Here is a 13489-nt window from a genome sequence, read left to right on the forward strand (position 1 = left end):
GGGTATTGGAGACCTGACTTGTGGTTATTGGAAAGAAGCGATTGGAGGAGGATAGCGTTTATAGAATATTTGGAAAGAGGGTGTAGGGAATGCGAACAAAATTGAATAAAAATAGGGAGTCCGATCTTTTCGGACTCCCTATTTTTATTTGTCGTGTATAAATACTGCGGGTTATTTCCCTGTATTTTCCAATAGACTGATCGCATCGTAAAGTACACCAGCCTCGCCTCTGAAAGTTCCCGAACCTTCAGGTTTATTGTCTTTGGTGTACCATTCGTAGAAGCCTTTATTTTTAATAACACGCGCCAACATGGGCTTGATCTGCTCGTAGGCTTCCTGTTGGAAACCATTTTTAACCAATTGTTGGATCATTCTTCCTCCAAACCAGGTCCAGTCTCCACCATTTTGGTAACCATAAGGATACATGCCTTTGTTTTTGAAGAAACCCGCTGGGTAGGTTGGGTATACCGTTAGACCGATGGTGGCAGCACCTGCATCCTTTACATTTTTGATCATCTTTTCCAGAGACGTTTTAATCTGTTCTTTGCTGAGCAGGTTTGCTTCAATGGCAATCGCAGTTCCACCATGGTAGTAAATCTGGTTTTCATCAAAATCTTTCGGAAATGGCGAACCATTGATATAGATATGCGGAATGAATTTTTGATTTTTATCATCCCAGAGATGTTTCATCGTATTGCTTGCGATCATCTCTCGAACCTTGCCCCATTTTTCCTTTTTCTCAGGGAAAAGTTCAATGTAATTGTCCAGGGCAATTAAAAACATCGCGTTATCGTAAATGTCGAGTGCAATATGTGAACTTTCATCTAAATGTACGCCCCAATCATGTTCGGGTTGTACATCACCCCAATCGACCGTTGTGGCTCCCCATAATAATCCGTAGGTGCTATTATAGCGTTTATCCATTAGGAATTGCAAAGCCTGTTCCATGCGATCTTTTACACTCGTTTTGCCGATTTTCTGTGTCAGAAAGGAACTGTCTTTGGTTGCGATGATATATTTGTGTACCGCCTGGATCAGGGATGTTTCCTGATCGGTTTCAACCGTGTTTTTATGCCCCGCATATTCCGGTGCCAGGGGATTCGTAATTGTATAATAGTCGGAGACACCATTCTTTAGACTGGATTTTTTGACAAAACCATCAGCGATATTGCCATCGGCACCCTGCAATTTAAAAAATATGCCCAACTGATCTTTGATCTGATCATGGGGGTGTACTTTGGTCGCCAAGGTAATAAAGGTATTATAATCCCTGATCCACACCTCACTATAGCCGTCCCCGGCATTGAATCCAGCTTTGATAACATTGGTCGCCATATCTTTAACGAGCTGGAAGCTACTGTCTTGGTGAGCACTCTGTTCTGTGTTGCTGCCTGTAGATTTATTCCCTCCACCATTGCAGGATAAGATTAACAATGAAGTAGATAGCGCGAAATATAAATTTCTCATGATGCTGTTTTTTATCGTTAGTATGCTTAAATTAACATTTAGAGTCTTTGACAAAAGACTGTATGACCTTCGCTTGGCTAGCTCCCAGATTACGGAGTGAATAAGATTTCGCAGCCGCGGGAACAGCAAACGTTTCCGCATAATGGAAGATTCTTTTCATTCCATTGGCAGTCGTCAGTTCTACGGCTTCCCCCTCAACGAGCATCATAATATGGCATTGCCCCTTTGTTTCAATGCGCACTTCATCTTCAAATTCGTACCTGAAAACATCATAGAAATGATCTTCATGCGTCGGTAAATGTACTTTTATCGACTGTGTATCGAGTACATCAATCTGAGGTTGTGACAGGAGCGTGTTTTTTACAACGTCACCTTTCCGGTTAAAGTTGAGGTTGGAGAAAGCTCTGTCAATATTCAATGGACGTGGTTTACCATCTAAATCTGGACGTACCCAGTCGTACATCTTAAAGGTATAGTTATAAGGGGTAGCACTGATTTCCAGCACAAGGTTATTGGTACCTGAAGAATGTACAGTACCATGCGGAATCAGATACAACTGATGCTTCTGTGAGTCAAATTTTTGGACGTACTTGTCAATCGCAATGGGCTCACCCGTATGGAAGCTCTGTTCAAGCACAGTACGGAATTGGTCGGCATCGATATCCTCCTGGAATCCCAGATAGACCTGAGCATCTCCTTTTCTGTCAACGATGTAATAGGATTCGTCCTGTGTGAAATTTTCTCCAAACTCAGTTTTGGCATAACTTGGACTAGGGTGGCACTGAATCGAAAGATTGCCGCCATCAAAAGTGTCAAGAAAGTTGAACCGGATTGGGAATTCAACATCAAAACGTGGCTGTGCCGTGCCCAATATATTTGAACTCTCCTGAAACATCAGTTGGTCAAATGAAATTTCGAGCACCTGTCCATTGCTTTCAAGTAGTATACCATTTTCGGGGACGATCATTTCAAAAGACCAAGCATAGTTTTTTGCCTGCTGATCGATGCCCGTTAAATGTTCCTTCATCCATTGTCCACCCCAGACTCCGGGTTCAAATGTCGGTCTTACCCGAAAATAGTTTTCGGACATGGCATGTAAGGTTTCTTTTAAATCGTTTCCTGAAATCCAGGGTAGGTTTTCCACGGATAGCTGATCGGCTAAGATCTCCACGCGCGATAATATCGTCCGCTTGTGTCGGTTGAGTAGCTCCCAGTCAACAAAATAGTAACGTTTGTAAAGTTCTTTTTGATTCGTTTGCTTAGCACAAGCCAAATTCCAGGCCTGTCCGGCACGCATCCGTTGGATAAGCACATTTTTGGGCAGATCGATGTACATCACTTTACTGGAGTTATCCAGAAGTGCTGCTCCCGGACCGTAAAAAATGACATATTCATTGGCAGCTGCATTATTCAGGATTTCCTCAAAAGCGGCCAACTTTACGGTATCAAAGTATGCTGCCAGTTGTAGGGACGCTTTTTTTCCGAATAATGGATCATTGCCACCCAAATAGGGTGCAACCTTCTCCTGAATGCTTGATTCAGGTAAGAATGCTGTTTCCATAGAAACAAATCGTACCGTTAATCCCCGTTTAACAAATTCCTGTCGAATCTGTGCTACTGGTATTTCCCAATTTACGCCGACAAATCCATCTATGCAGTGTATATCATGTTCGATCAGGTGATCGACCAACTCATGATATGAGTTTGACAATTTGCCCTGAACTGGAAATGTAGGTAAGATGTCGTATTGAAAAGATGTCGTTTGAGTATTGGAATACATAAGATGTTATTTATTGCGTATTTAAAAATTGACTGAATTGATATGATGTTTTTAAAATGATATTATGCGTTTTGATTGCTGGGATTTTTCTTTGATTTTTCAATCCAATATTTTTCGATATCTTCCAAAGGTTTACCTTTTGTTTCAGGCAGATAGCCCAATACAACGATAAAAGCTATTGCGCAGAAGAAAGCGAACAACCAAAAGGTATAATGGGCACCCCATGATGCAAGCAAAATCGGAGTCAGCTGTCCAACGATAGCATCGGAAATCCACATAACCATAATGCTTATCCCCATTGCGCGCGCTCGTATGGCATTCGGAAAAATTTCAGCTGCCACCACAAATTTCAATGGACCGATAGAAAAAGCAAAGAAAAACAAGAATGAGAGGATGGAAACAATCAATGCAACATTGTTTGTCTGTTCCATACTGAAAAGATAGCCTGTCGCGATCAAACTGATGGTCGCACCCAATGTACCTAAAATATATAAGGGTCTTCTTCCCCAATTGTCTACCTTCCAGATAGCAAAGCAGGTAAATAAGACATTTGCAGCGCCGAAAAACAATTGTGCGTGATAGGAATTAGCTAAAGAGATACCCGATTCAAGGAGGATACTAGGCCCGTAATAGACGATCGCATTGATCCCACTGAGTTGAGAAAACAAGGGTAAGAATAACCCCAGGAGAAAAGCTCTACGGTAAATAGGTGAAAACAAATCGCGGATATTTCCTTTGGCTGGACTTGGCGAATCATGTAGATCTGTCAGACCAAGTTTGGTACTAATGACTGCAACCTCTTCGCTGCGTCCATTTTTTGCAAGCCAACGTGGACTTTCGGGAATAAAATAAACGCCCAAGCAGAGTAGGATAGCAGGGATTGCACCCACTAAAAACATACCGCGCCAAAGTTCTGTCTGTGGCAATGAATGCAGTTGGAGAATAAAGTAATTACTAATATAAGCGATTAGGATACCAAAGGTGATTGCCAGTTGATAACAAGTAACCGATCTACCTCTGAATTTACTGGGTGATATTTCGGCAAGATAAAGTGGTACAACAATAGAAGCGATACCCACGCCTAGTCCACCAATGCCTCTGCTGAGAATCAATAAAGTATAGTTGGGACTGAATCCACAGCCGATCGCAGATAATAAGAAAAGTAAGGATGCAACAATGAAGGCCTGTTTACGACCATATTTGTCTGTAAAAGACCCTGTAAAAAATACACCTATAATGCAACCGATCAGTGCTGAACTAACAAAAACACCTTCCTGTGCTGGTGACAGTCCGAAAAACTGCTTGACCAATGGCAAAGCTCCGGCTATAACAGCCATATCGAACCCGAAAAGAAGTCCCCCCAGTGAAACGATGCATAAAATAATAATAAAATTCTTAGACATATCTGGTTTATAAGTTTTATATGTATATACATACAAACATATATCTATTTTTTTAATTATGCAAAAAATCTTATTTTAGCCTAAGCAATATTATGTAATGAATTTAAAAATAGATCACAAAAGTCCAGTTCCGCTGCATATACAGGCAGAAAATCTATTGCGGGAGTTGATAAAACAGCCGGAATATATTGAAGGGAAGATGTTGCCCAATGAAATAGAATTGGCTAAGCGCTTGGCTATTTCCCGCTCCACGTTGCGTCTGGCTATTAATAAGTTGGTGTATGAAGAACTGCTGATCAGAAAGAAAGGGATTGGCACTAAGGTTGCCAGTTCCAAATTCAGTTCGAAATCCAAAAATTGGCTGAGCTTCTCCCAGGAGATGAAGAATCGTGGGATCGAGGTCAAAAATTTTGAACTACACGTGAGCTGGGTAGTACCTGATAAAGCCGTTACACAATTTTTTGCTGTAGATGAGGATCAAAAGTTATTGAAATTGGAGCGGCTGCGGGGCAAGAAAGATGATCCATTCGTCTATTTCATATCTTATTTCCATCCACGTATCGGTTTGACGGGCGACGAAGATTTTAAACGTCCTTTGTATGAAATATTGGAAGCTGACTATCATGTAGTGGCTGATCTATCGCAGGAGGAAATTGATGCTATTGCGGCAAATAAATTTATCGCAGATAAACTCGAAATTAATATCGGGGATCCTATTTTGTCACGGAAGCGATTTGTTTTCGATCAGTCTGGAAAGCCAATTGAATATAATCTGGGTTTCTATCGTGCAGAAAGCTTTACCTACACGGTTGAAAGCCGAAGAGATTATTAAAATATGAAATGATCCAGTAACGGCAAGCTATTGGATCATTTCATTTATAGCATTATTGCTGTTGAGTAGTCGTTTCCGATGCCCACTGGTTGATCATTGCGATAGCTTTGCTCAATACACCTGCCGAACCTTTGAATTTTCCGGATCCACTTGGGACGTCATTTTTTCCGTACCATTCATAAAAACCTTTATTCTTAACCACACGATCGATCATTGGCTGTAGTTCATCGTAGGCTTCCTGATAGAAACCATGTTGGATAAGCTGCTGAATCATTCTTCCACCAAACCAGGTCCAGTCACCACCGTTTTGATAGTGATAAGACTCAGCCATCCAACCTTTGAAAAATCCAACAGGGTAGGTCGGATAAAGTGTAAGACCAATACTTGGCATCCCTGAGAGACGTACATTTTTGAGCATCTGCTTATTGACAGTTGCTATTTCGCTCCGTTTGAGCAAACCCGCTTCAATCGCAATTGCTGTTCCGCCATGGTAATGAATCTTGTTTTCATCGAAACCTTTAGGGAGGGGAGATGACTTTGGATAGATATGTGGAATAAATTTTTGCCTTTTTTGATCCCAGAGATAGCGTCTGCTGTTTGTTTCAAGCTCTTTTTTAAAGGCCTTCCAGTCAGCGGTCTTCGCCGCATTGGGTTGTATTTCAATCAATTGCTGTAGGGCAATGATGAGCATGGCATTGTCATATACGTCAATGGCCTCATTTGAAAGTTCGTTCCAATCGCAGCCAAAATCGTCATGCGGCTGTACATCCCCCCAATCTGCAGTCATTGCCCCCCATAATAGATTATATTTTGTATTGTACCGCTCTCGTTTGAGGTAGTCCAGCATAAGCTGTATACGTTCTTTGACGGAAAGTCCACCGACGGATTCCTCAAGAATACTGTAGTCCTTGGTTTTCTGTATGTATTTGCCCAGTAACTGAATCAAAGAGCTCTCCTGGTCAGTCTCGACTGTATTTTTAAATCCAACATGATCGGGTGCATTATTAGAATAATAGGGAGTATCGTCATGCCAGGTGAAATCTTTCTTGAGTACATAACCATCCACCATCTCGCCGTTAGGCTGTTGCATTTGGAAAAATAGGAGAATCGCGCCGCGGACATCGGCAGGCGACCTTTCCTCCAATGCAGTTTCAATAAATGTGTTGAGATCCCGCGCCCAGATCTGTGAATAACCACTTCCGGCATTAAAACCTTCTTTGATGACCTGTCGGGCCAAACTGTCTACATATTTTAACTTTTGATCGGCTAAAATGGCTTGTGCGAGCTTAAGTTCTGTTCCTTTTGATGCTGCTTTTTGTTGAGCGGACAGGCTGCTTCCGAATAAAATAAATGTAAGACTAAAAAATGTCAGTTTTCTTTTCATGAGAACTATTGTTATTAGTTGAATTGTTGAAGCATTTCAGTAGCCTTTATGTACGATTTGTTAAATAAGAGTGATGATCGCTGATTTTAGATTGGCCTTGCTGAATTAAAACTTCTTGGTTATCGTTTGTTATGTATGTACAAGCAAAAATATAAAAATAACCATCGTTTTAAGCTTTTTATAGGATGTAATTGGGATGGTATTTAAATTTTTACAATCTGATGGCGTTTTTTTACTGCTACCAGTTACTCACTTTTTTTAATAAATTATACCTTCATGTTTATACATAGTTTATTTTTCGTAAGTTTGTTTTTGAACCTAATTGACAACAATGGCAAAGCGACTCATATTTTATTTTTTTTGCATACTCTTCAGTATAGACTGTGTGCAGGGGCAAGGGAAGATTGATTTAACCACACTGGTAAAACCGAATATCGGATCTGTTCATAGCCGGTATTTTTTTTACACACCAGCGGCGGTCCCCTTTGGGATGGCAAAATTGGCACCAAGTACCGATGGAAGTTATGGTAATAAGTCCGGTTGGGAAGCAGTGGGCTATGACGACAGGCACAGCTCGATCGAAGGCTTCGCTAATTTTCATGAATTTCAGGTCGGCGGGATTACCTTTGCACCTTCGGTAGGACAGCTCAAAACGGTTCCGGGTAAATTGGATCAGCCACAAAGTGGTTACCGGTCGTCATTTGATAAGAAGGACGAATTTGCCACCTCGGGCTATTACAGGGTGAAATTGAAGGACTATGCGGTCCTGGCGGAACTGACTGCAACCAAAAGAGTCGGCTTCCACCGTTATACCTTCCCAAAAACAGATGCCGCTAATATTATATTTGATATTGGACATGTCATGGGAGAAAGCGGTCCTGTGGTGGATGCAGAGGTAAATTATGATAAACAGTCTGTATGGGGTTATGTGGTCACTAACCCAGTTTATGTGCAGAAATACCAGCAGGGGGCCACTATAAAGATGTATTTCTTTGCGGAGCTCAGCAAGTTGCCGAAATTCTATGGTACATTCCAAGATTCGGTGATTTTTAAAGAAAAGAAAACGATACAGGGGAAGGGCGCCGGGGTATTTCTTCGGTTCGATACACAGACCGATGAATCCATTACAATCAAGACAGGTTTGTCCTATACCTCTGTAGACAATGCGCGATTAAACTTGCAGCAGGAGGCCAAGGAGCTGACATTTGATCAGGCGAAGACGGAAGCGCTCAAGACCTGGAATAACGAACTGGGAAGGATATTGGTGGAAGGCGGTAAAGATGCGGACCGCGTAAAATTTTATACAGGACTATACCATGCCCTGCTCGGACGGGGACTTGCCAGTGATATCAATGGGGCTTATCCCAAAAATGATGGTTCAGTTGGCGAGATCGCTTTAAATGCGCAAGGAAAACCTATACATCAGCACTATAATACAGATGCGATCTGGGGGGCATTTTGGAACCTGACACAACTCTGGTCGATTGCTTATCCCGATTATTATAACGATTGGGTACAGAGCCAACTCTTGGTTTACCGTGATGCGGGCTGGCTTGGCGACGGTATTGCCAATAGTAAATATGTCTCCGGTGTGGGCACTAACTTTACGGGATTGGCAATTGCTGCCGCCTATAATGTCGGAATCCGGGATTACAATACGAATTTTGCCTATGAAGCTGTGCGAAAAAATGAACTTGAATCGCGCGGACGTATTCCGGGAGCTGGTAAGCTCGATGTCGGGGTATTTGTCGATAAAGGTTATTCACCCTATATCCAGGACAATACCGGTAGTCCAGAATTATTGACCACTGGATCACCTTTCGGTGCTTCCCATACGTTGGAATATGCATTTTCGGCCGCTGCTGCAGCGCAATATGCAAAATCACTCGGCCGTGATGCAGACTACAGAAAACTTCATGAACTTTCAGCTGCCTGGAAAGGATTATACGATCCATCGACTAAATTCATGCGACCAAAAGACAGTTTGGGGAAATTTATTCCAAATTTTAATCCTTATCAACCTTGGCGTGGTTTTCAGGAAGGAAACGCTTGGCAGTATACGTTTTATGTGCCACACGTTCCGCAGGAATTGGTTAAGCTCGTCGGAAAGGATCTATTCAATCAGCGCTTGGACAGTATATTTACAGTTTCACAAAAGAACGTTTTTGGCGGTGGAACCCACATCGATGCCTTCGCCGGAATTGAAAGCTTATATAATCATGGAAACCAGCCCAACTTACATATCTCCTGGTTGTTTTATTTTTCAGGAAGACCTGACCTCAGTCAAAAATGGGTACGGGCTATCTCAAACGAATTTTATGGTACCGATCCTATACACGGTTATGGCTATGGACAGGATGAAGATCAAGGCCAATTGGGCGCTTGGTACGTACTGTCAGGTATCGGCTTGTTCGATGTAAGAGCCTTAACAACTGAAAACCCTGCGTTTCAGATAGGAGCTCCTCTGTTTGATAAAGTTACGATACAATTACCCAAAACTTTACGAAAAAACAAATTTACAATTCAGGTGAAAAAGACGGATCCGGATAGTTTTTATGTTGGTCAGGTTCGATTGAATAATAAGCCTTGGACTGGCTGGCAGCTTCCTTTTGAACAATTGGTGAAAGGTGGGGTAATGACAGTGCATTTGAAAAGCAGCGCCAGTACGAACTAAGGTTTGTTCATGGCGGTACTTGCTAATGAATAACAGTAGTTGGTCACAAAGTAAAAGCTAACCTGTACGGGATCGAAGAATTTAAAAAAATGACTTCAAGGAATATATAAAATAAAACCTTCAGGCTTTCACAAATACCAATAGCGCTGAAAATCGACTGAAGGTTCCTTCTGGTCAATAAACCGGACGTAGCGTTTATCGATGCCTTAATGAAAAATACGAATCAATAAAAAATAAACATTTTTGGAAAAAAAATAGGGGTGTCCAAATTTTTTGGAACACCCCTTGATGGTAGGTTGGTTTGTTGATTGCCTACGCGATCTCAGCAATGAAATTGCCCTCTTGGTCCAAATCCGCCTTGTGAGCTGCAATTTGTTGAAGATTAATAGAGCCAATAACATATTTGAAATCTGCTGCGTAATATCTTTCGGTGATCTCACTGAAATTCAATTTCTCAATCAGGTGATCGTCAGTGTATCTTAAATAAACCTTGAGCAGATAATCTTGGCTATAATTTAAGGCACTGGACTCTAAATGCTTTTTATATTCATAACGGTAACCATAACGTAATGCAGCAATATCCGATAATACTGCCGAACCGGTAGGGTGGCCACCCGCACCTTTGCCATAGAAAAATTGCTCATCCGCAAAAGCAGCTTTAACCAATACACCGTTATTCTCATTTTCTACATTGTACAACATGCTTTCTTTACCTACTAAACGAGGAAGCACATAAAGCACGACTTTATTACCGTCGATCTCTTTGGCTGTAGGGATCAACTTGATCTTTAAGTTCTTTTCCTTTGCGAAGCGAATATCCTGTTGACCTAATTTGTCAATACCGATGTTGAAGACATCATTTGGTTTGACATAGATACCATAAGCATGTGAAGCGACGATACAGACCTTAAATTTAGGGTCATATCCGCCAACATCAAGGGTAGGATCTGTCTCAGCAAAACCCAGTTCCTGCGCTTTTTTTAGCGCATCTGCGTACTGTTGGTTTTCATTAAAGACTTTCGAAAGAATGTAGTTGGAAGATCCGTTGAATATGCCGCTGACCGAATGCAAAAGCTCATTGTCATAGTATTCTTCCAAGTTACGGATAATAGGAATACTTCCGCAGACAGCGCCCTCATAAAGTAGGCTGGTACCATATTCATGTTGAATATCTACCAACTCTTCGAGGTGACTGGCAATCATTTTTTTATTTGCAGACACCACATTTTTGCCTGATTTCAATGCGCGTACAGTCAGTTTGTAAGCAGCTTCGGCATCATCGATCAGTTCGACAATAGTGTTGATTTCTGGATCCGCCAGGATTGTCTCAGGATCTGTTGAAAACAGATCTGCTGGTAGCGTACGTTTTTTGTCCGCATTTTTGATGACAAATTTCTTGATTTCCAGATTCAGATTTTTGGTTTTGATAATGTCGTAGAGACCTTGGCCTACCACGCCAAACCCAAACATCCCTATCGTTAATTTATTACTCATATCTCTTCTTAAATTCTCTTATATAATTGTTTACTTCTCTTAGACTAATTCGTTGATATACGCTTTCTTATTCTTTAAAAAATTATGGATAATAGCCGTCAGTTTTTTTGTCTCTATCAAAAATCCGTCATGGCCATAGCTTGATTCGACCTCCTGATAAGTTGCATTTGGAATATGCTGCGCTATAAATCGCTGTTCGGCTGGCGGGAACAATACATCCGTATTGACAGCCAATACCAGTGTCGGACAGCTGATCCCGTTCAATGCTGCTTCCAAAGAAGCCCTTCCCCGGGCTAAATTGTGACTGTCCATCGCCTTTGTCAGGTAGAAATAGCTATACGCATTGTAGCGTTTAACAAGTTTTTCGCCTTGATAATTTTGATAGGAAGCGGCTTTGTATCCATTCACTTTGTTGTCATCCTCATCCCGTTGTGTATGGTCATAGGTGATATAATTGCGATAGGATAGCAGCGCAATCGAGCGGGCGACTTTAAGCCCTTTTTTACCTCCATCGGGATGGTTGGCATAGAAGGTACGGTCTGCCGTAATTGCTAAACGCTGACTTTCATTAAAAGCAATGCCCCAGGGGGAGTGCACCGCATTGGTGCCGACAACAATGAGTTGATTGATTGGGATTGTGTTGGAAGCGGCCCATTCCAGGGCCTGTTGGCCACCTAGTGAGCCGCCAATTAAAACCTCAAGTTGATTGATATCCAGGTGGGCTGCGAGCAACTGATGTGCATTGACCAGATCTTTTACTGTAAACTCCGGAAAGGATAGGTAATAAGGCTGACCCGTTGCCGGATTGATGGATAGGGGATTGCTGCTACCGTAGGCGGATCCAATTACATTGGCACATACGATATAGTAATCATTCGGATTAAAAAGATCATTTGCACCAAATAGGCCCGGCCACCAGTCCAATACATTCGCATTTGCCGTCAGGGCATGACAGACCCAAATCACGTTACTACGATCAGCATTGAGTTCACCAAATACCTCGTAGCTGATCTGTAAATCGACAAGTTCTTTCCCGTTTTCAAATACAAAGGGCTCGGGATGTTGATAAATATGCCTGCTCATTACGTTTAAATTTATGGATGTACCTGATTATTTGATCTTATCGAATGCTTGTTGTAGATCGGCTTTGATATCATCAATATGTTCGATCCCTACAGAAAGGCGCAATAACCCCGGAAATACACCCGCATTTGCCTGATCTGCATCACTTAACTGTTGGTGCGTCGTTGCAGAAGGGTGGATGATCAATGATTTGGTATCACCTACGTTGGCCAGGTGGCTGATGAGCTCCAGGCTGTCGATAAAAGCATTTGCTTTTTGAGCAGCATCACCTTTCAACTGGAAGGAAAGGACAGCACCATAACCGTTTTTGAGATATTTTTGTGCATTGGCAAAGCTTGGTGAACTTTTTAATCCTGGATAATTTACCTTCTCTACCTGTGGGTGCGCTTCAAGCCATTTGGCAACCTCTAAGGTGTTGTCCACATGGCGTTGCACGCGCAATGACAGTGTTTCAAGCCCTTGTAGCAATAAGAATGAATTGAATGGCGAAAGTGCCGGACCAAAATCACGTAGACCTTCAACACGGGCGCGGATAGCAAACTGAATATTGCCAAAAGGTCCTTTTTCACCAAATACTTCAGAGAATACCAAGCCGTGATAGCCCTCGGATGGTTCGGAGAATTGTGGGTATTTTCCATTGCCCCAATTGTAATTTCCGCCATCAACGATGACACCACCGATACTTGTACCATGACCACCAATCCATTTCGTTGCAGATTCAACGACAACATGTGCGCCATATTCCAATGGTTTGAATAGATAACCTCCGGCACCGAACGTGTTATCAACAATTAAAGGTAAATCATATTTTTTAGCAACAGCGGCAATTTTTTCAAAGTCAGGAATGTTGAAACTAGGATTGCCGATGGTCTCCACATAGATTGCTTTGGTTTTATCGTCAATAAGCGCTTCAATTTTATCTGCTTCAGCATCAGTTGCAAAACGGGCTTCGATACCCAAGCGTTTGAAAGCAACTTTAAACTGGTTAAATGTACCACCGTATAGGTTAGAACCTGCCACGAAGTTATCACCGTTTTCAAGGATATTGTTTAAGGCGATAAATTGTGCTGCCTGACCCGAAGCAACAGCTAATGCCGCAACTCCACCTTCCAACGCCGCAATACGTTGTTCAAAAACATCTGTCGTAGGATTCATTATCCGTGTATAGATATTGCCAAATTGTTTCAGCGCAAATAGATTGGCTCCATGTTCAGCATTCTCAAATACAAATGAAGATGTTTGGTATATAGGTACCGCTCTGGATCCGGTAGTTGGATCTGCCACTTGGCCAGCGTGAACTTGTAGCGTTTCGAATTTTAGATTTTTGTTGGAAGACATAATATATCAGATTTTAAGGGTTCAAAAAAATGTT

9 protein-coding genes are annotated in these 13489 nt (G+C 41.9%); 2 read left to right on the top strand and 7 right to left on the bottom strand.

Annotated features, from left to right (window positions below; all coding sequences use genetic code 11):
• Window positions 1–171: 171 nt before the first annotated feature.
• The 3 genes from LC454_RS03355 to LC454_RS03365 form a co-directional block, all read right to left on the bottom strand.
• On the bottom strand, window positions 172–1467 hold the full coding sequence (locus tag LC454_RS03355; protein WP_223579410.1) for an amylo-alpha-1,6-glucosidase: 1296 nt from the start codon (window positions 1465–1467) through the stop codon (window positions 172–174).
• A 31-nt stretch (window positions 1468–1498) separates the two neighbouring features.
• A complete protein-coding gene (locus LC454_RS03360; protein WP_223579412.1) occupies window positions 1499–3247 on the bottom strand; it encodes a class I mannose-6-phosphate isomerase in 1749 nt (582 codons plus the stop codon).
• A 62-nt stretch (window positions 3248–3309) separates the two neighbouring features.
• Window positions 3310–4650 (bottom strand): sugar porter family MFS transporter, encoded by a 1341-nt coding sequence (locus LC454_RS03365; protein ID WP_223579416.1) that lies wholly within the window; start codon window positions 4648–4650, stop codon window positions 3310–3312.
• A gap of 97 nt (window positions 4651–4747) precedes the next feature.
• Between LC454_RS03365 and LC454_RS03370 the strand changes: the two genes are divergently transcribed.
• Entirely contained in the window at window positions 4748–5482 is a 735-nt protein-coding gene (locus LC454_RS03370; RefSeq protein ID WP_223579421.1) for a GntR family transcriptional regulator, read from the top strand.
• Between the two features lie 52 nt (window positions 5483–5534).
• Here the strand turns inward: LC454_RS03370 and LC454_RS03375 are convergent, their stop codons facing one another.
• Entirely contained in the window at window positions 5535–6866 is a 1332-nt protein-coding gene (locus tag LC454_RS03375) for a hypothetical protein (RefSeq protein WP_223579423.1), read from the bottom strand.
• A 331-nt stretch (window positions 6867–7197) separates the two neighbouring features.
• On the opposite strand from LC454_RS03375, the gene LC454_RS03380 reads away from it, so the two are divergent.
• Window positions 7198–9540: a GH92 family glycosyl hydrolase gene (locus LC454_RS03380; RefSeq protein WP_223579425.1), complete on the top strand. Its 2343-nt coding sequence runs from the start codon at window positions 7198–7200 to the stop codon at window positions 9538–9540.
• A gap of 312 nt (window positions 9541–9852) precedes the next feature.
• On the opposite strand, the gene LC454_RS03385 is transcribed toward LC454_RS03380, so the two are convergent.
• Genes LC454_RS03385 through LC454_RS03395 form a run of 3 tightly spaced genes read right to left on the bottom strand, consistent with a single transcriptional unit; the run spans window position 9853 to window position 13455 of the window.
• Window positions 9853–11034, bottom strand: coding sequence for a homoserine dehydrogenase (locus tag LC454_RS03385; protein ID WP_223579428.1), 1182 nt, complete (start codon window positions 11032–11034; stop codon window positions 9853–9855).
• Between the two features lie 39 nt (window positions 11035–11073).
• Window positions 11074–12117, bottom strand: a complete 1044-nt coding sequence (gene metX / locus LC454_RS03390; RefSeq protein WP_223579430.1) for a homoserine O-acetyltransferase family protein — start codon at window positions 12115–12117, stop codon at window positions 11074–11076.
• A 27-nt stretch (window positions 12118–12144) separates the two neighbouring features.
• Window positions 12145–13455: an O-acetylhomoserine aminocarboxypropyltransferase/cysteine synthase family protein gene (locus LC454_RS03395; protein ID WP_223579432.1), complete on the bottom strand. Its 1311-nt coding sequence runs from the start codon at window positions 13453–13455 to the stop codon at window positions 12145–12147.
• Window positions 13456–13489: the final 34 nt, after the last annotated feature.

The organism is Sphingobacterium sp. GVS05A (assembly GCF_019969845.1).
Lineage (GTDB): Bacteria > Bacteroidota > Bacteroidia > Sphingobacteriales > Sphingobacteriaceae > Sphingobacterium.

What these genes read in the sequence shown, in the direction of transcription:
- LC454_RS03355 (WP_223579410.1), bottom strand. Translation starts at nt 1,467, where the DNA reads ATGAGAAATTTATATTTCGCGCTATCTACTTCATTGTTAATCTTATCC.
- LC454_RS03360 (WP_223579412.1), bottom strand. Translation starts at nt 3,247, where the DNA reads ATGTATTCCAATACTCAAACGACATCTTTTCAATACGACATCTTACCT.
- LC454_RS03365 (WP_223579416.1), bottom strand. Translation starts at nt 4,650, where the DNA reads ATGTCTAAGAATTTTATTATTATTTTATGCATCGTTTCACTGGGGGGA.
- LC454_RS03370 (WP_223579421.1), top strand. Translation starts at nt 4,748, where the DNA reads ATGAATTTAAAAATAGATCACAAAAGTCCAGTTCCGCTGCATATACAG.
- LC454_RS03375 (WP_223579423.1), bottom strand. Translation starts at nt 6,866, where the DNA reads ATGAAAAGAAAACTGACATTTTTTAGTCTTACATTTATTTTATTCGGA.
- LC454_RS03380 (WP_223579425.1), top strand. Translation starts at nt 7,198, where the DNA reads ATGGCAAAGCGACTCATATTTTATTTTTTTTGCATACTCTTCAGTATA.
- LC454_RS03385 (WP_223579428.1), bottom strand. Translation starts at nt 11,034, where the DNA reads ATGAGTAATAAATTAACGATAGGGATGTTTGGGTTTGGCGTGGTAGGC.
- metX (WP_223579430.1), bottom strand. Translation starts at nt 12,117, where the DNA reads ATGAGCAGGCATATTTATCAACATCCCGAGCCCTTTGTATTTGAAAAC.
- LC454_RS03395 (WP_223579432.1), bottom strand. Translation starts at nt 13,455, where the DNA reads ATGTCTTCCAACAAAAATCTAAAATTCGAAACGCTACAAGTTCACGCT.